Raw genomic sequence first — 16,592 nt, 5'->3', positions numbered from 1 at the left:
TTCAGCACTAAAAACTCGTTTACCTACCTTAGGCCGTAAAGCTTCCAGCCCCCAACGTTCATAGCTTCGACACCATCGTTTCACTAATGAATGATCAATCCCCTGTTGGCGGGCCACTCCACTCATCGAATCTTTGCCTGCCAATACTGTCTTTACGCATCTTAATTTGAATTCAAAACTGTGTTTCTTGTTCCTTGACATAATAAAATACCCCAAGTAGTGTCTAACTTCTTGGGGGCACTCCAGATTTCTTACCGGGTTTTTTGTTTATAAATAGTCAGTTAGAATTTAACCCCTACACCCAGCAGAAAGTTAAAACCCGCCTGGGGATAATAGTAATTTTCAGTAGTGAACTGTCCTTCAGAAACATAACTGAAGGTGTAACCATTGGATTCGTAGAGTCGATTGAAAACGTTATTCAGTAATAGACTCACGTTAATTTCCTTGACAAATTTAGGCTTGATGGTATAAATGGTCCGAATGTCGTTCGTAAAATAAGCATTGAGTTTTCGTCCTTCGTCCTGGGTATTGTCCAGATACTGCTTTCCTACATACTTGGCCAGCCAGCCCAACTCCAGATTTTTGATTGGTTTCCAGAGGAGTTGTCCGCCGAAAATTACATTTGGTGAAAAGGAGATGTCGGTATTACTGGAAATTTGCTCCTGTTGCGTCTCATTATCATAATTGTCGTAGTACGAACGAAACTCCTTGATCTTATTCCGGCTAAAGGTAGCATTGGCGTTCAAGGTTAGCGACTTGGCGATCTGGTAACCACCCTCTACTTCCAGACCCATTCGGTAGCTCTTACCCGCATTGGTACGGGTGGGACTACCCACGTCATTGAGTTTACCCGTTAATACCAGCTGGTCCTTGTAGTTCATGTAATAGCCGTTGACTGTGAAAGCCAGGTTGCCTGCCTGTAAACGGTAACCTGCTTCCCAGTCCTGAAGCTGTTCGGCTCTGGGACGGCTTTGAGCCGTTGATTGCGTAAAATCGTCACGGTTCGGTTCCCGGTTAGCTACGCTGAATGAAGCGTACGCCGAGTGCTGTTCGCTGATCTGGTAATTCAAACCCAGTTTAGGGTTAAAGAAATTCAGATTAGCCTGTTGCTGAACATTCTGCAATTGACTATTGATTCCCAGAAAATCATAGTGAACCCGCCGAATCTGAGCGTCTGCGAAAACGTTCAAGCCTTCCGTCAACTGGTAATAGGCTTTGGCGTACAGGTTGAAGTCTGTTTTGGTCGCATCATCCTCGTAGTACCGGGTACGAATGTTGGAGTTGCTGGCAAACCGAGACCAGATGACTTCACCGAAGTGCTTGCCGGTATAACGATTCCATCCCCCACCGATATTCACTTTTAGCTTTTTGAATGAATCATAATCAAGCGAGAATACCGTTCCATAAAAATCATTGTCAAGCCACTTGCGTCGAATGATTGTAGTGGTGTCAATCGTGACTCCACCAAGGACGACCGGAGCCAAACCGTAATCCTTCAAATTTGCACCAGGTTTGTATTCTTCAAAATAGCCACGCCCTTTCGTATAGTGGAGGTTAAAGTTGAAGGTCCAGTTGCGGGAAAGCTGGTGCGAACTCAGCAACTGGTAATTATCCTGCTGGTAGTTATCGGTCTGGTTGTCGTACGTAAAACCATTATAGGTACGATTGGTCTTTAACAGATATTCCGGCACACCATTCCAGGCCTGGTACGTTTTCTCAATGCCGGAAAAAATGTTCACCCGTACGAAGGATTTCTTGCCAAAATACGCCCCTGACAAGTAGAACGATTTGAGGTTGGACGAGGCCCGATCGATGTACCCATCCGTGGTAAGTCTGGACAGACGGGCGTCTACGGTAAACTTGCCATCAATCAGACCTGTTCCAGCCAATACGTTATTTTTGAGTGTATTGAAAGAACCCACGCTGTGATTCGTTTCAGCATAGGCATCTTTCCGAAATTCATTCGTCTGGACGTTTACCGTCGCCCCAAAAGCTCCGGCTCCATTGGTCGATGTACCCACGCCGCGTTGGATCTGAATGCTGGTTGTACTGCTCGCAAAATCGGGCATGTTAACCCAAAAGAGCCCCTGACTCTCGGCATCATTGTAAGGAATGCCGTTGAGGGTTACATTAATCCGAGTTGCGTCGGAGCCACGAATCCGAAAGCCGGTATAACCAATGCCCGCTCCGGCGTCGCTAGTCGTTACTAGTGAGGGTTGAAAATTGAGAAGTACGGGTAAATCCTGACCCAAATTCTGTTTCTGAATTTCTTCGCCTCCTACATTCGTATACGCCATTCCGGTACGCTGGTTGGCCCGAGTCGCGGATACTACTACTTCATCTGCGGTAAACGAACTACGTACCAGAGCAATACGCAACGGCTGCGTAGCAGTCAGGTCAATACGCTGTTTTTCATAGCCTACGTAGCTGATTTCAAGCGTCGTCACCTGATCAGGTAGATTGCTTAATGAGAAGCTCCCATCCGTTTTCGTGGTTACGCCTCTTCGCGTTCCAACTGCCTGTACACTAGCTCCGGGCAGGGGCTGACCGTCCGACGCGTCCGTTACTGTACCCGATGCATTTTTCTGAGCAAACGAATACAGCGAAGAAAGTAATAGGAAAAAAAGTAGAAAACCTTTACCCAAAAAATGGGGCAGTTTTACTGCGTGAGTAAAGCTTGTATGCATGGTCGTATAGCTACGACAGGCTAAGGGGCTGAAGCCCGTCCGGGTTTCAGTACATAAATGGATAAGAGTATTGATGCTGGGATAATCCGAAGAAATACAAGTTTTCAGACTATCTACGCTTCCCTTCGACGGCATTATCCGTGGCAGGTTCAATGGGTATGATCTCAGCCCGTTAGGTAGGGCACCCCTTTATGCGATCAGTCTGACAAAGGTAGGCGTTTGAGAAGGGATTTGATGACACGAGAACTTAAAAAACAATTTTTATCGAAAGAATAAAAGCCGTTCCAACCCTTTAAATCGAAATTGGGTCTTTACAAGGTCCTCCATACCTTTATCTATCATGAAAGTACTCACTATGCTGGGTTTTATGGTGATGGCTGCTTTCCTAGGCATCACGTTAGCATCCACGCAACAGCAACTGCAACCCATCAACACTGTATTGGGCGATGAAAGCTTCATTGCCACTTATGGCCGTAAACCTGATTTGAGAACCCCGCAGTCGCTTCGTATTGAAACGCATTTAGCGTACGTAGAAGACAAGTTGCGACAAAGCTCTGTAACCCATCTGCCCGCTCATCTCCAACAAAAACGCCAACGGTTATTAGACCTATTACAGCAATACAGGGAGGCTGGCAACTTTCCCCAAAGTGAGCCGAACGTAGGTCAATACAAACCCTGTTTTATGGATAAAAACGGTACCATTTGTGCGGTAGGCTACCTGATCGAGCAGACGGAAGGGCGAGCGATCGCCGAACGTATCAACGCCCGGCATCCGTACGACTATATTCAGGACATGGATATGCCCGAAGTACAGGAATGGATAGAAAGCTCAGGACTAACGGAAGAAGAATATGAAATGATTCAAACCAGTCATTAGGATCAGGTTTAGTAACGGAATAAAAAAAGCCCACTTGTTGAAAGTGGGCTTTTTAGTATAGAAAAATCCAGTGCTTACTTAGCTTGACCTTGTTGAGGGGTCAGGAGTTGGAAGAACTCATCCAGACGAGGCGTGAGAATGATCTCCGTTCTGCGGTTAACCTTCCGTCCCGCCGAGCTCTTGTTGGAATCCTTGGGCTCGTACTCACCCTTACCCGCAGCCGTCAAACGGGCCGGATCCACCTTGAACTTGCTTTGCAGCAATCGCACCACCGAGGTGGCCCGACGCACGCTCAAGTCCCAGTTATCCCGGTTGAGATCCGTCGAGATGGGTACGGCATCGGTGTGCCCCTGTACCATCACTTCCAGCTCATTGTGATCGTTGATGACCTTGGCTACCTTACCCAGTACTTCTTCGGCCCGGGCATTCACGTTGGCCTGACCCGTGGCAAACAAGAGTTTGTCCGAGATCGAAACGTACACCACGCCTTTCTTAACCTGTACCTCGACGTCTTCATCGTTGACGTTAGCCAGCGAGCGTTTGAGGTTGGTCACCAGCGTCAGATTCAAAGAATCCTTGCGTTGGATGGAGGTGTTCAGACTCTGGATGTATTTGCTCTGCTGATCGATGGCTTCCAGGGAGCGTTTGATGGACTCAGCTCCTTGCTTGGAGACAATGGAGAGATCGGCCATGCGGTCTAAAAGACCGGCGTTGGTACGCTTTAAGTAATCCAGCTGATCTTCGACTTCCTTGACGCGGGCGGTCTTGGCCGTCAGCTCGTTGTTGCGGGCATCGAGCTGGGATTGCAGGGAAGCGGATTTTTGTTGACAGTCGCCGAGTTCAACGCGGATGCGTTCAGCCAGGCGGGTGTTTTCGGTTTTGAGGTCATTGACCTGGGCTTGCAAGGCGGATGCTTTTTTCTTGCTTACGCAGGACTGACTCACAACGGCCACCGACAGGGCCATCATTACCCATACTTTTCTCATAACGGCGATAAGTTTAGCGAGTTAATTAATTTCCCATTCAAAAGACTCGCAAAAAAGATAAAAAAAAGTCAAGCGTCAAAACGCTTTCCGATTTCACCAGAAAATGAACATTATTTTTGCGGAATACGTTAAAATCCTAACGTACCATATCCCCGAAAAGCTCACTTTTTCTATCCTTTCTTGCGTAAAGAAACTATGCCCGAGGAGTTAACTTCCATTCAGCCAAAAAATTACCTTGGATTATCGCTGGTTTTTTTCTAGGAAATAGACTATTTTTGCACCCCGATTGCCGGACTGTAAAATTCCCATTTCGATTGGAAGTCCTGGCAAGCAAGGGACCGGTACGGAAACAAACACAATCAAAAACCAATAATGGCAAGAGATTTAAAATTCACTCGAAACATTGGTATTGCCGCCCACATTGACGCAGGGAAAACGACTACTACGGAGCGTATTCTTTACTATGCGGGTGTTAGCCACAAGATCGGTGAAGTACACGATGGTGCTGCTACCATGGACTGGATGGAGCAGGAGCAAGAGCGTGGAATTACGATTACTTCTGCTGCTACAACAGTAAACTGGAAGTATCGTGATCACTCTTATCACATCAACATCATTGATACTCCGGGTCACGTTGACTTTACGGTAGAAGTAAACCGTTCTTTACGCGTACTCGACGGCTTAGTGTTCCTGTTTAGCTCAGTAGATGGCGTTGAGCCTCAGTCTGAGACGAACTGGCGTCTGGCTGATAACTACAAAGTTCCCCGGATCGGTTTCGTTAACAAAATGGACCGTTCAGGTGCTGACTTCCTGAATGTAGTAAAGCAAGTAAAAGAAATGCTGGGTAGCAATGCAGTACCCCTGCAATTGCCGATCGGTGCTGAAGATAACTTCCGTGGTGTTGTTGACTTAGTAAACTTCCGTGGTCTGATCTGGAACGAGGCTGACAAAGGTATGACCTTTGAAGTAGTCCCCATTCCGGAAGACATGCTGGAAGAAGCTACGGAATACCGCGAAAAATTACTCGAAGCGGTAGCTGATTACGATGAAACCCTGATGGAAAAATACTTCGAAGATCCTGAGTCGATCTCTGAAGATGAAATCCTGAATGCACTTCGTCGGGCTACCATTGAAATGAAAATCGTACCGATGTTGTGCGGTTCTTCATTCAAGAACAAAGGCGTACAAACGATGCTTGACTATGTGATGGCTCTGATGCCTTCGCCGCTGGATAAAGAAGCTATCGTAGGTACGAACCCTAACACGGATGCAGAAGTAGTTCGTCATCCAACGGAGTCTGATCCATTCGCGGGTCTGGCCTTCAAAATTGCTACCGATCCCTACGTAGGTCGTCTGTGCTTCGTACGGGCGTACTCAGGGGTACTGGAAGCTGGTTCTTACGTTTTGAATACCCGTTCAGGTAACAAAGAGCGTATCTCCCGTATCTTCCAGATGCACGCAAACAAACAGAACTCGATCGACCGCTTAGCGGCTGGTGACATCGGAGCTGTGGTTGGTTTCAAAGACATCAAAACGGGTGATACCCTGTCGGATGAGAAGAACCCCATCGTTCTGGAATCGATGGATTTCCCAGATCCCGTTATCGGTTACGCAATCGAGCCGAAGAAATCAGCTGATCAGGATAACTTCTCGAAAGCGATTACGAAACTGATCGAAGAAGATCCGACGTTGAAAGTTGAAACCAACGAAGAAACGGGTCAGACGATTATGCGTGGTATGGGTGAGCTTCACCTGGAAATCATCATCGACCGGATGCGTCGTGAGTTCAAGGTTGAAGTAAACCAGGGTGCTCCGCAGGTTGCTTACAAAGAAGCCCTGACGAAGAATGCCGAACACCGTGAGGTTTACAAGAAACAAACGGGTGGTCGCGGTAAATTCGCCGATATCGTATTCGAAATCGGACCCCGCGAAGATGGTAAGCCTGGTCTGGAATTCGTGAACGAAATCGTAGGTGGTACGATTCCTCGCGAATTTATTCCTGCCATCCAGAAAGGTTTCGACGAGGCTATGAAAAATGGTCCTCTCGCCGGATACCAGATGGATTCCATGAAGGTTCGTTTATTCCACGGTTCTTTCCACGATGTCGATTCAGATTCACTGTCCTTCGAAATGGCTGCCCGTCTGGGTTACAAAGAAGCCGCTCGTATGGCTGGTGCAAAACTGATGGAACCCATCATGGCCGTTGAAGTACTGACGCCGGATGAATACACGGGACCGATCACGGGTGACTTGAACCGTCGTCGTGGTATCATGAAAGGTATGGATACCCGTAACGGTGCTCAGGTAATCAAGGCTGATGTACCTCTGTCAGAACTGTTCGGTTACGTAACGGATCTGCGTACGATGTCTTCAGGTCGTGCTACGGCTAACTTGACCTTCTCTCACTACGAGTTCGTTCCGCAAAACATTGCTGAAGACGTAGTGAAGAAAGCGAAAGGATTATAATACGTTTTCAGTTTAGGATTTTCGGTTTTCAGATTCTTCTTACAGTGACTGAAAACCGAAAACTCAAAACGGTAAACTTTAAAGACTTCCCTGCCGGAGTAAATGGTTCTTTCGGTGATGGGTATGCGGAAACGCAATTTTTTTAACGAACCAGTTATTAACTCTGATGAGCCAAAAAATTCGCATTAAGCTCAAGTCATTTGACCACAACCTGGTGGACAAATCGGCTGAACGCATCGTGAAAGCCGTAAAGGCTACGGGTGCTGTGGTAAGTGGTCCTATCCCCTTGCCAACTGACAAGCAAATCTATACCGTACTGCGTTCACCGCACGTAAACAAAAAAGCTCGGGAGCAATTCCAGCTTTGCACCTACAAACGTTTGGTTGACATTTACTCAACGTCAGCTAAAACGGTAGACGCTCTGATGAAGTTAGAACTTCCCTCAGGTGTTGACGTGGAAATCAAAGTTTAAGTAGCTTTAGGTAATGAAAAAGCCCGTTTTCGAAAGAAGACGGGCTTTTTCATTACCATTACTAAACGTACTATTTTTTCATCCTCAAGATGATTTTCTTTTGTACGACAATAAATGACAGAGAGTATATGTTTAAAACCTTAGCTATTATCGACGGTGAAAGAAGCAAACATATTATTGTTTAACTACATCGTCGACACTGACATTAGGAGGCATCTGCTGGTAAGGCAATCTATAGCAAGGGCCAGTATATTCATAAATCCGCCAGAATTGCCAGGGCTTGATTTGAAAGTTTCGGTAAAGAACAGTATCCTCAGGATGTCGTTTTTTATAGGCTTCAAATTGCGATAAAACATCTTCAGAACCTTTTCGTCCCCAAATAGAAAACCCACCTTTCTGGCTGATATAATGATAATCAGGATTCATCATGCTTAGATTACCCGTAAAGAAAGAGATAAAAAAACTAACGATAGGAATATTGGAAACACTGACAATAAGTAGAATAGAAATAATCCAGAAGATGATTTTTTTCTTTTTCATCGTAGTGATCGTTAGTACCTCTGCGGTTCGATTTTAGCCGCAGAGGTATGGATTACTATTTGATTACATCATCTACACTGACATTAGGGGGTAATTCTCGATAGGGTAATCGATAAGGAGGGTCAGTATATTCGTAGATTCTCCAGAATTGCCAGGGCTTGATTTGAAAGTTTCTATAAAGAATAGTATCCTCAGGATGGCGTTTTTTGTAGGCTTCAAATTGGGAAACGATATCTTCGTATCCATTTCTTGCCCATACAGAAAACCCTCCTTTCTCACTAGTGAAGTGAAAACTTGCCCGTTTAAAATAGATGTTACCGGTATAGATAGAAATGAATAGACTGACTATGGGAATATTACAAATGCCCACGAAGAGTATAAGGATGATACTCCAGGTAATAACTTTTTTTTTCTTTTGCATCGCTAATTGCAATTAGTAGTAGAAGGAGATGTTAATCCGTTGCCCGTAGTAAGTTTGTTACCATAAGTTGAAGATTTTTCTCTTAAATCTTGTCCCAAATCGGCTGGGTTTTTACCTTGCCCTAAAGGCCCTATCCAGCCAGAACCTGCGGGTAATGAGATATAAGGAGAGAGTAAGCTATAGGCAAACGTTGTGCAGTTATTGTCAACTAAATTGTAGGCAGGTGTATCTAGATTTTTGAGAAAATAAATGACGTCCTTAAACTGACTGGCTGTCATATCTACTTTAAGCGAAACATCGTATTCAGTAGCTCCGTCATCGCCCCAAGCCCCTGCTGTGTAAATACCTGTCATAGCTGTCAACTCGCTCTGGACATAAAATCCAGTAACTACTCTTATAATTTCCCCAGTATTAGAATCATATCGTTCTAGCCCCAAATAAGTATGACCAGGCATTCGATCTGAATAAGAGTGCTTAACTTTGTCTCTTGTACCAGCTTGGGGTTGATCTACATATAACGTAACGGAATATTTGTAATTACTACCTGAAGGGATCGTTCCAAAGCAATTTAGCTTTTGTTTCAGGTTCAAAGGTTTACCAGGGCCTAGTACTTTGTAATTTTGTAAAAACTTTTGTTCTTCTAGAGTTAAATCTGGGGCGGGACCAGCATCACCTCCTGCATTACTGCCACTTCCGCCGGGGATGCCAGAATTCCCAGGGTTCGTATAACCATCCCGATCCGCCCGAAGAATTGTCATCACCACCCGTTTCTACACATACCGTAGTAGATTCACTCCAGCTATAGGTCCATTCGGAACAATAACCACCTGAACAAGCCTGATAGTAATAATCAATGGTATAAGTAGTACAGGTAACAGCTTGGCGGCCTGCTTTATTGATGGGCTTCATGGTCGCAACAGGCTTCCCATTCTTATAAATCGTACCTGAAAGAAGATTTTCGTTCCAGTCATAGAAAAGAATTCGTCCTCTGAAACCCTCAGGAATTTGCTTATAAAACAAATGTTGTTTCAAGAGAAAGTTTTCTGATTTTTTGAAGTATTCACCTCCCGCTGAAATTTTCATGACGAAAGATTGGTAAGGTTTACCAGCGGGCTTGATAATAACCAGTTTAGTTAACAGTGAGAGCTGCGGGTTAGCTTTAATAGTCTTTAGGGGTTCCTCATTACCATGTTTTAAGGAAAGGGTCATTCCGGTATTTTTTTCATACGTGAGCGGAATTTCAAAAACTAGCGTATCCCCTAAAGTATAGGTGGTTGCTTTCGCCCATTCGGTCAGTTTGGTAAAAATGTTAAATCCTTTGTTGAGCGGTCTTGTGGCCTGATGCTGGTTTTTTTCAAACCAATCCTTTGCTTCCTGAACAGGTTTTTCGAGTGTAGATAAATCAGGATCAGTTTCTTTCTGGCAGGCAAAAGGCGTAAAAAGCAAGCATAAAAGCAGTGCTAGGTAGAAAATACGGGTAGTCATCATAAAGTTTTGAAGGGTTATTTAAACGCTTCAAAATTCTAGGATGCCCCCAACCAATCCTTTTACAAATGTTAAATAATCACTGCCGAAACTCCGCTCGTATGCGGCTAAGGGTTACTTGAGTAATGCCCAGGTAAGAAGCAATGTAACGCAGCGAGACCCGTTGCAGAATATCGGGAAACTGACGAAGTAGAATTTCATAGCGTTGTTCAGCGGTATGAAAAGCAAAAAGCTTCATGCGTTCATCAAGACGAAGGTAATTTTCTGTAATCATCAGACGGCCTAGCCGTTCGGTTTCTGGGAAATGGGTGAATAACCAGTCAATATCTGCATTGGAAATGGAACAGATCTGGGCATCTTCCAGTATCTCGATCCAATAATCCGTTGGTTTCCCTGTGAAAAAACTATCAATGGCACTGATAATTTGACCTTCAAAACCCAACCAGGCTGTTATTTCCTGTTCATTATGGTAATAATAAACCCGACCGACGCCTTTTTCAATGAAGTGAAAATAGGGGCAAACCTCGCTTGCTCGTTGGAGAATAGTACGTTTCGGAATGTGTCGTCGCCAAGCGATCTGGTTAATGGCCTGTAAAGATTCGGTAGATAAGGGCATGAATGCTGATGCATAGTCCAGAAATGATTTCATGATAGGGGTATGGATATAAAAAGAGCCTTGTCATCTGACAAGGCTCTAATTTATAAAAATAAGTAAATACTACTAGTATCCACCCCGAAACTTATACGTGTCCGCTACCTTTTTCATCGCAACCATATACGCGGCAATCCGCATGGGGACTTTGTACTCTTGGGAGGTATTGTATACCCGATCAAAAGCATCTTTCATAATCCGGTCCGAACGACGATTGATCCGGTCGAGCGTCCATTTGTAGCCGATTCGGTTCTGTACCCACTCGAAGTAGGATACCGTAACGCCACCAGCATTCGCCAGAATATCGGGTACCACCAGAATGCCTTTTTCGTTAATGATTTCGTCGGCACTGGCGGAAGTAGGGCCATTAGCTCCTTCCACAATCAGTTTGGCCTGAATACCGCCGGCGTTATCATCCGTAATGACATCTTCCTTCGCCGCGGGTACCAGTAAATCAACCGGCAGGGTCAAGAGTTCTTCATTCGTAATTTTCGTCGCTTCTGAATAGCCTTCGAGCAAACCTTTATGCTGGTCGCGGTACCGCATGGCTTTCAGAATGTCGATACCGTTTTCGTTGTAATAGGCTCCGGTTACGTCACTAATACCGAGTACTTTCACGCCACGTTCCTGCAACAGGGCTGCCGCATGGGAACCTACGTTACCGAATCCCTGAACGGCGGCCGTAGCCCGGTAGGGGTTAATGCGTAATTTTTCCATGGCGGAAATGGATGCCGTCATTACCCCACGACCCGTAGCTTCTTTCCGGCCCAGTGAACCACCTAGTACGAGAGGTTTACCTGTGACGACTGCGTTGACCGTCATGCCGTATGATTTGGAGTATTCATCCATCAGCCAGGCCATTTCGCGTTCGCTCGTACCCATATCCGGAGCTGGAATATCCCGATCCGGGCCAAAAACATCAAGCATCGCACCGGTATACGCCCGCATCAATCGCTCGATTTCACCAGTGGACATTTCGCGGGGATTACAGCGAATACCGCCTTTGGCTCCACCATAAGGTATATCTACGACAGCACACTTCCAGGTCATCCAGGCCGCCAGTGCTTTCACTTCGTCCATGTTCACATCGGGATCGAAGCGGATACCGCCTTTGGAAGGGCCAAGAATCGTGGAGTGTACGACGCGAATCCCTTCAAAAACTTTAACGGAGCCATCGTCCATGGTTACGGGCAAACCCACCACCACTTGTTTACGGGGTACCATCAGAATATCATACATCTCCGGAGAGATGTTCAATAATTTAAAAGCTTCATTGAAGCGTTGCTTCATGGATTCCAGCGGACTTTCGTGTTGCAAGGGTGCTGGCTCTATATACGTCATGGCTTATTCTTATTTTAGTAATAAATTGGATTAAAATAATAAATATTTTGATCCGCCGCAAACTTAACAGGATTCTTTCAAGAAAAACAAACCTGTTCGGATTAGGGCTTTTAGAACTCTTAACCGTAATTTATATATTTAAATGGAATACGGAATTGTCATTTGAAAAACGAAACGATTGCCAAAGAAATAATGCTTTTCTGCGATAAAGGAATAGAATAATTTTTTTGATCGTTTGACGGTTTCCGTAAAAAAGTTACTTTTGTTCCTTTTTTTCAGAATAGATTTTTGTGGCCGCCCCCCAGGGTAAGGGCCTGCTGGTCACTGTCCCCGTAGAAACTATTTGGTATCGATATTCGTTTATATTTCTAACAAACCCCGTGCAATATGATGTCCCCAGTAGAAGAAAAAACCCGCTATTCGGAAGAAGAGTTAAAGGAATTCGAAGAGTTGATTCAAAAGAAATTAGGTGACACCCGAACGGAGCTTAACTACATTCGGGAGGCCCTGAGCAAGCGGAATGATCCCGGTACGGACACCACTTCGGGTAATACTAAATTGCTGGAAGACGGAGCAGATACCAGTGAACGCGAAAACCTGAGTCAGCTAGCCGCTCGTTTACAGAAGTACGCGACGCAGTTGGAAAATGCACTGATTCGTATCAAAAATGGTACCTATGGCGTTTGTGTGGACACGGGTAAACTGATTCCAAAAGAGCGACTTCGGGTAGTTCCGCACACGCAGCAAACGATTGAAGCAAAACTACGGAAACAAAGCTAGCCGTACCTTTACTTTATTACAGCCGCTTTCCTTTTCCTCCTATTTATACCCTTGTATCACAAAGGCCAGCCTGCTCTGGCCTTTTTTTATGGCCTCTAGACCGTATAAAGCCGCTTTTTTAGTCAGTACTTCGTCAGAATACCCGGCGAGTGTACGGAATCGCTAAGTTCAGCGTTGTAGGGACAGGCCTTTCATTATTTTATCCTTCTTCATGCGAATTCTTTTTACGGTCGGTATGCTTTTGTGGGCTTCACTTTCCTACGCCCAGCTTTCTTTAACCCCCAGCCGGATTTTTGCTTCCGGGATCAACGTACGGGCCGAAGTGACGCCGGCGGCCTCGATCAATGATACTGCTCGTTTGGGCTATTCGCGGTTTAACGTGCAGGGAATCATTCCCATTCGGGGAGGGGCAGGGGTGAAGTTTCATAATTTCAACCTGCGTAAAATCGACGTTGAAATCAACCAGATGTTTCTGGCCATCAACGCGGGGTATCGAATGCCGAATTTCTCCTTCGATAAAAATGACCAGGGCATCTATACGGTTTCAGCAGCCATTACGGGGATCCACGCCAGCTTACGGGATAAAATTTGGGTATACGCGGTGGGTTTAGGCGTGAGTGAAACCGAAGATTTATTCAGCTTTAGTAAGGCCCGTCCGTATGGCGTAGGCGGAGCCGTGCGAGTACGCATTGCGGGTCTGCGTACGCAGTGGTTTTACGGGGGGGCGGTCGTTTTTGAGCCGGGTCGGATTACGCCCATTCCCATTGGTGGTATCAACGCCCGAATTGCGAAAAATACCCGCCTGACGCTCATTTTACCCTTACAGGCTTCCATTGCCCAGAAGGTTTCCAAACAGACCTGGCTCGAAGCCGGAATCGCTGCCGGTGGTTTTAATGCGGGCTATCTTACGCCTAACCTCAATCCTAATGCCATTCGACTGGCGTATCGGCAGGGGAAAGCCAGTTTTACGGTGAATTACAGTCCCATCAAACCCGTACAGCTTTCGTTTGAGGCCGGTATGACCGGCTTGCGTACGTTGAAAACCATGCGGGCTGGGGATGTACTGGAGAAATTTACGATCAACAGTAGCCCCTTTATGGCCGTATCCTGTTATTTCAATTTATCGAAATCCGTGCTTGATTCCCGGGGCTTCGGCTCAATTCTCTAGGGACACCAATTCGAGAAAAGAAAGAAAGCGATCGTTTTGAGCGGATACCATTGAGTTTATAAAAACTTCCTTCAATATTCGTTTCCTCAACGCCTGGTTTGCATGGAAACGCTTCACCTTCATACAACAGATACCACTCCTTTTGAAATTCACCCCATGTCCTGGGTGGATGAACAACGCCATGAACATACCCTGACCCCGCATCGCCACGATTACTACGTGATTATTGGCGTAACCAGTGGTCGGGGCAGTCACAATGTCGATTTCCAGCACTATGATGTACAGCCGGGTAGCTGGTGGTTTCTTTCGCCGGGGCAGGTGCATCACCTGCAAATGGACGGACCGCATGAAGGCTGGGTATTGAGTTTTGAGCCGGATTTTTTCTGTATATCTGAAGCCAATCGGGAACTGCTCATCAATACGGGATTGTTTCAAAACGTACTCGATTTCAAGCCCTATTTCATTCCGCCCGAGCAACTGGATTTACTGGAACCCTATCTGCAAACGCTCCAGGGTGAACACCAGCAAAAGCGGGCGTTGCGGGAGGACATGATTCGGGCCTGGCTACAACTATTTCTGATTCAGGCCTCACGAACCTTCGCTAATCAACTGGTAACGGTGTCTGAAACGTCAAAATCCGTTTGTATCGCCCGACAGTTTCAGGATCTGGTCGATCGGGATTTTACGCGGAAAACCCGCGTATCTGAGTACGCTGACCAGCTCAATATTACGCCCAGCCATTTGAATGACACGGTGAAAAAGGTAACCGGACAGCCAGCCTCCGAGCACATCAAGCAACGGGTGGTGCTGGAAGCCAAACGCCGGGCTTTTTACGGAACGACGTCCGCCAAAGAAATTGCCTACGAACTGGGTTTCGAAGATGAAGCTCACTTCTCAAAGTATTTCAAAGCCAATACGGGGCAAACGTTTACGGATTACCGTAAAGCAATCCGCAACAAATACATCGAGAAATAACTGCACTAGTTTAAAGACAGAGGACTAAAATCAGCTGGTTTCTGAAAGATCAGTAATTCTGACAAGATATTCCGTGATTTTGACAAGTGTAATTTATATGTATATACATACATTTGTATCAACGATAACCAAACAAAGACATGGCAACTCCAGCAAAATGGGTAATTGACCCTACTCACTCGGAAGTACAATTTAAAGTAAAGCACTTGGTAATCACGACTGTAACGGGTCAGTTCGGCCAGTTCAGCGGTGAAGCTACGGCCAGCGACGATTTCTCAGATGCTCAAGTACATTTCGAAGCCGAAATTGATTCCATCTCTACCAACAACGAAGCCCGTGACGGTCACCTGAAAAGTGAAGAGTTCTTTGCGGCTGATCAACACCCCAAACTGAGCTTTGTATCTACGGGCATCAGCAAAAAAGGTGATGAAGCATTTGTATTGAATGGCGATATGACGATTCGTGGCGTAACCAAACCCGTAGCTTTGGACGTAGAATACGGTGGAACGGTAGTAGATCCGTACGGACAGACGAAAGCCGGTTTTGAAGTAAAAGGTAAAATCAACCGGAAAGATTACGGTCTGACCTGGAGTGCAGTAACGGAAGCCGGTGGAGCCGTAGTAAGTGACGAAGTACGTTTAATTGCAAACGTTCAGTTCGTAAAACAAGCCTAAGTAAGTAGTCGATTTCTTCCCATTTGCCGTATATAAATTTAGCCGGGTCGTTTCTTTTCAAGGAATAGCCCGGCTTTTATGCATTACAAAAAATAGAATAATCGAAAGCTAAAGCTATGTAGGGGGGGACAACATTTCAATGTTTGATCGATTTAAAGTTTGATGAGTTTAAAGTAAAAAGGGCTTGATCGCCTTGTGTACTTGTTTTAACTTCAAAGCTCATACCTGGTTAAACGTTAAACCTTTCAAAACTTCAAACCTGAACCGCTATTAGACATAGTCATACCCTTAGCCTAGTGGCCCGAGTTTTTTATTTTAAATCTTCAATCAACCTAGCATTTAAGTATTATGAGTAATTCACGTAAAGAAGCCATACACGCGGCTATGATGGCCGTTACTCAGGAAACCCTCGACGACCTCGTCAACCAGATGGAAACGATTCGTTCCAGCGTGATTGAAGATCAGGAAGAATCGCAGAGCGAATCCTACGAATCCAATAATGAAATGTTGATGAATGATCGTCGCGACCTGGAAGGGCGGGCGGAAGTCATTCGTCGCGACCTCGCCACCCTGGATCAGATGGGTACGGAAATGCAGCACGATGCTGTACAGGTAGGCTCCGTAGTACTAACGGATCAGCGTAACTTTTACGTAAGCATCAGCCGAAACTGTGAAGTCGATGGGGTGGAATACATCGGTATTTCTACGTCAGCTCCGATTTACGAAGTACTGGAAGGAAAGAAAGCAGGCGATCGCTTTGAATTTGCTGATCAACATTATACCATTTCAGAAGTATTTTAAGTGATATAGCGTTCTATTAAAAATAAACCCTGAGCAGGAAGTCCTTCGCTCAGGGTTTATTTTTTAATAGGTCACAGAAGTACCGTAACGTGCAGTTGTAGCCGCTGTTTAGCCCGACTGTCACCTCCGGAAAGCTCTTGAACCAGCGGTTGCTGAACATTCGCACCTGCTACAAAACGACCGAAGTAAGCCTCCACACCTGCTGTAGCAAGCGTCGCGTAGCCACCCGTCTGGGAGTTACGCACGCCATCTTTCAGGTCGCGACTG

General features: G+C 45.7%; 17 protein-coding genes and 1 riboswitch. Of the genes, 8 read left to right on the top strand and 9 right to left on the bottom strand.

All coding sequences use genetic code 11. The annotated features are described in order from the left end of the window. Together BWI97_RS29260 and BWI97_RS19465 are read right to left on the bottom strand one after the other, a co-directional pair. On the bottom strand, positions 1-201 hold a 201-nt coding region (locus BWI97_RS29260; protein ID WP_369826610.1), incomplete at its 3' end, for a transposase. A gap of 80 nt (positions 202-281) precedes the next feature. Then, positions 282-2,687, bottom strand: coding sequence for a TonB-dependent receptor (locus BWI97_RS19465; protein ID WP_199182043.1), 2,406 nt, complete (start codon positions 2,685-2,687; stop codon positions 282-284). A 102-nt stretch (positions 2,688-2,789) separates the two neighbouring features. Then, a riboswitch (TPP riboswitch) is annotated at positions 2,790-2,886 on the bottom strand. A gap of 141 nt (positions 2,887-3,027) precedes the next feature. Here BWI97_RS19465 and BWI97_RS19460 point away from each other — a divergent pair. Beyond that, positions 3,028-3,564, top strand: coding sequence for a hypothetical protein (locus BWI97_RS19460; protein ID WP_102202413.1), 537 nt, complete (start codon positions 3,028-3,030; stop codon positions 3,562-3,564). Positions 3,565-3,638: 74 nt separating this feature from the next. Here the strand turns inward: BWI97_RS19460 and BWI97_RS19455 are convergent, their stop codons facing one another. Further along, a complete protein-coding gene (locus BWI97_RS19455) occupies positions 3,639-4,550 on the bottom strand; it encodes a flagellar motor protein MotB (protein WP_102202412.1) in 912 nt (303 codons plus the stop codon). Positions 4,551-4,922: 372 nt separating this feature from the next. On the opposite strand from BWI97_RS19455, the gene fusA reads away from it, so the two are divergent. Together fusA and rpsJ are read left to right on the top strand one after the other, a co-directional pair. Beyond that, on the top strand, positions 4,923-7,016 hold the full coding sequence (fusA, locus tag BWI97_RS19450; protein ID WP_094811059.1) for an elongation factor G: 2,094 nt from the start codon (positions 4,923-4,925) through the stop codon (positions 7,014-7,016). Positions 7,017-7,182: 166 nt separating this feature from the next. Continuing rightward, entirely contained in the window at positions 7,183-7,488 is a 306-nt protein-coding gene (gene rpsJ, locus BWI97_RS19445) for a 30S ribosomal protein S10 (protein ID WP_094811061.1), read from the top strand. A gap of 174 nt (positions 7,489-7,662) precedes the next feature. Here the strand turns inward: rpsJ and BWI97_RS19440 are convergent, their stop codons facing one another. From BWI97_RS19440 to BWI97_RS19415, 5 genes are all read right to left on the bottom strand, one after another. Beyond that, positions 7,663-8,028: a hypothetical protein gene (locus BWI97_RS19440; RefSeq protein ID WP_102202411.1), complete on the bottom strand. Its 366-nt coding sequence runs from the start codon at positions 8,026-8,028 to the stop codon at positions 7,663-7,665. 423 nt (positions 8,029-8,451) lie between these two features. Further along, complete coding sequence (locus BWI97_RS19430; RefSeq protein WP_102202410.1) at positions 8,452-9,039, bottom strand: hypothetical protein; 588 nt, start codon at positions 9,037-9,039, stop codon at positions 8,452-8,454. Positions 9,040-9,130: 91 nt separating this feature from the next. Then, on the bottom strand, positions 9,131-9,937 hold the full coding sequence (locus tag BWI97_RS19425; RefSeq protein ID WP_102202409.1) for a hypothetical protein: 807 nt from the start codon (positions 9,935-9,937) through the stop codon (positions 9,131-9,133). Positions 9,938-10,013: 76 nt separating this feature from the next. Then, complete coding sequence (locus BWI97_RS19420; protein ID WP_146010979.1) at positions 10,014-10,583, bottom strand: Crp/Fnr family transcriptional regulator; 570 nt, start codon at positions 10,581-10,583, stop codon at positions 10,014-10,016. A gap of 72 nt (positions 10,584-10,655) precedes the next feature. Continuing rightward, positions 10,656-11,927 carry a Glu/Leu/Phe/Val dehydrogenase gene (locus BWI97_RS19415; protein WP_199182042.1) on the bottom strand — a complete coding sequence of 424 codons (1,272 nt, stop codon included), beginning with the start codon at positions 11,925-11,927 and terminating at the stop codon, positions 10,656-10,658. A gap of 390 nt (positions 11,928-12,317) precedes the next feature. On the opposite strand from BWI97_RS19415, the gene BWI97_RS19410 reads away from it, so the two are divergent. From BWI97_RS19410 to BWI97_RS19390, 5 genes are all read left to right on the top strand, one after another. Continuing rightward, a complete protein-coding gene (locus BWI97_RS19410; protein ID WP_094811071.1) occupies positions 12,318-12,707 on the top strand; it encodes a TraR/DksA C4-type zinc finger protein in 390 nt (129 codons plus the stop codon). Positions 12,708-12,918: 211 nt separating this feature from the next. Beyond that, positions 12,919-13,875, top strand: a complete 957-nt coding sequence (locus BWI97_RS19405; RefSeq protein ID WP_102202407.1) for a hypothetical protein — start codon at positions 12,919-12,921, stop codon at positions 13,873-13,875. Between the two features lie 102 nt (positions 13,876-13,977). Then, positions 13,978-14,850, top strand: a complete 873-nt coding sequence (locus BWI97_RS19400; RefSeq protein ID WP_102202406.1) for an AraC family transcriptional regulator — start codon at positions 13,978-13,980, stop codon at positions 14,848-14,850. A 140-nt stretch (positions 14,851-14,990) separates the two neighbouring features. Further along, on the top strand, positions 14,991-15,524 hold the full coding sequence (locus tag BWI97_RS19395; RefSeq protein WP_094811079.1) for a YceI family protein: 534 nt from the start codon (positions 14,991-14,993) through the stop codon (positions 15,522-15,524). 348 nt (positions 15,525-15,872) lie between these two features. Next, the gene (locus tag BWI97_RS19390) at positions 15,873-16,325 is read left to right on the top strand and encodes a hypothetical protein (protein ID WP_102202405.1); all 453 of its coding nucleotides are present in this window, start codon (positions 15,873-15,875) and stop codon (positions 16,323-16,325) included. A gap of 71 nt (positions 16,326-16,396) precedes the next feature. Here the strand turns inward: BWI97_RS19390 and BWI97_RS27720 are convergent. Then, positions 16,397-16,592: hypothetical protein (locus tag BWI97_RS27720; RefSeq protein ID WP_369826609.1), on the bottom strand; the 196-nt coding region annotated here is incomplete at its 5' end.

The sequence above is a fragment of the Siphonobacter sp. BAB-5405 genome (assembly GCF_002872335.1).
Taxonomy (GTDB): Bacteria; Bacteroidota; Bacteroidia; order Cytophagales; family Spirosomataceae; genus Siphonobacter.
Note: the sequence above shows the minus strand (reverse complement) of the source record. Positions and strands in the feature narration are given on the sequence as shown.

Bases quoted from the DNA above. Each gene is read 5' to 3' on its own strand.
- BWI97_RS19465 (WP_199182043.1), bottom strand. From the start codon at position 2,687: ATGCATACAAGCTTTACTCACGCAGTAAAACTGCCCCATTTTTTGGGT.
- BWI97_RS19460 (WP_102202413.1), top strand. From the start codon at position 3,028: ATGAAAGTACTCACTATGCTGGGTTTTATGGTGATGGCTGCTTTCCTA.
- BWI97_RS19455 (WP_102202412.1), bottom strand. From the start codon at position 4,550: ATGAGAAAAGTATGGGTAATGATGGCCCTGTCGGTGGCCGTTGTGAGT.
- fusA (WP_094811059.1), top strand. From the start codon at position 4,923: ATGGCAAGAGATTTAAAATTCACTCGAAACATTGGTATTGCCGCCCAC.
- rpsJ (WP_094811061.1), top strand. From the start codon at position 7,183: ATGAGCCAAAAAATTCGCATTAAGCTCAAGTCATTTGACCACAACCTG.
- BWI97_RS19440 (WP_102202411.1), bottom strand. From the start codon at position 8,028: ATGAAAAAGAAAAAAATCATCTTCTGGATTATTTCTATTCTACTTATT.
- BWI97_RS19425 (WP_102202409.1), bottom strand. From the start codon at position 9,937: ATGATGACTACCCGTATTTTCTACCTAGCACTGCTTTTATGCTTGCTT.
- BWI97_RS19420 (WP_146010979.1), bottom strand. From the start codon at position 10,583: ATGAAATCATTTCTGGACTATGCATCAGCATTCATGCCCTTATCTACC.
- BWI97_RS19415 (WP_199182042.1), bottom strand. From the start codon at position 11,927: ATGACGTATATAGAGCCAGCACCCTTGCAACACGAAAGTCCGCTGGAA.
- BWI97_RS19410 (WP_094811071.1), top strand. From the start codon at position 12,318: ATGTCCCCAGTAGAAGAAAAAACCCGCTATTCGGAAGAAGAGTTAAAG.
- BWI97_RS19405 (WP_102202407.1), top strand. From the start codon at position 12,919: ATGCGAATTCTTTTTACGGTCGGTATGCTTTTGTGGGCTTCACTTTCC.
- BWI97_RS19400 (WP_102202406.1), top strand. From the start codon at position 13,978: ATGGAAACGCTTCACCTTCATACAACAGATACCACTCCTTTTGAAATT.
- BWI97_RS19395 (WP_094811079.1), top strand. From the start codon at position 14,991: ATGGCAACTCCAGCAAAATGGGTAATTGACCCTACTCACTCGGAAGTA.
- BWI97_RS19390 (WP_102202405.1), top strand. From the start codon at position 15,873: ATGAGTAATTCACGTAAAGAAGCCATACACGCGGCTATGATGGCCGTT.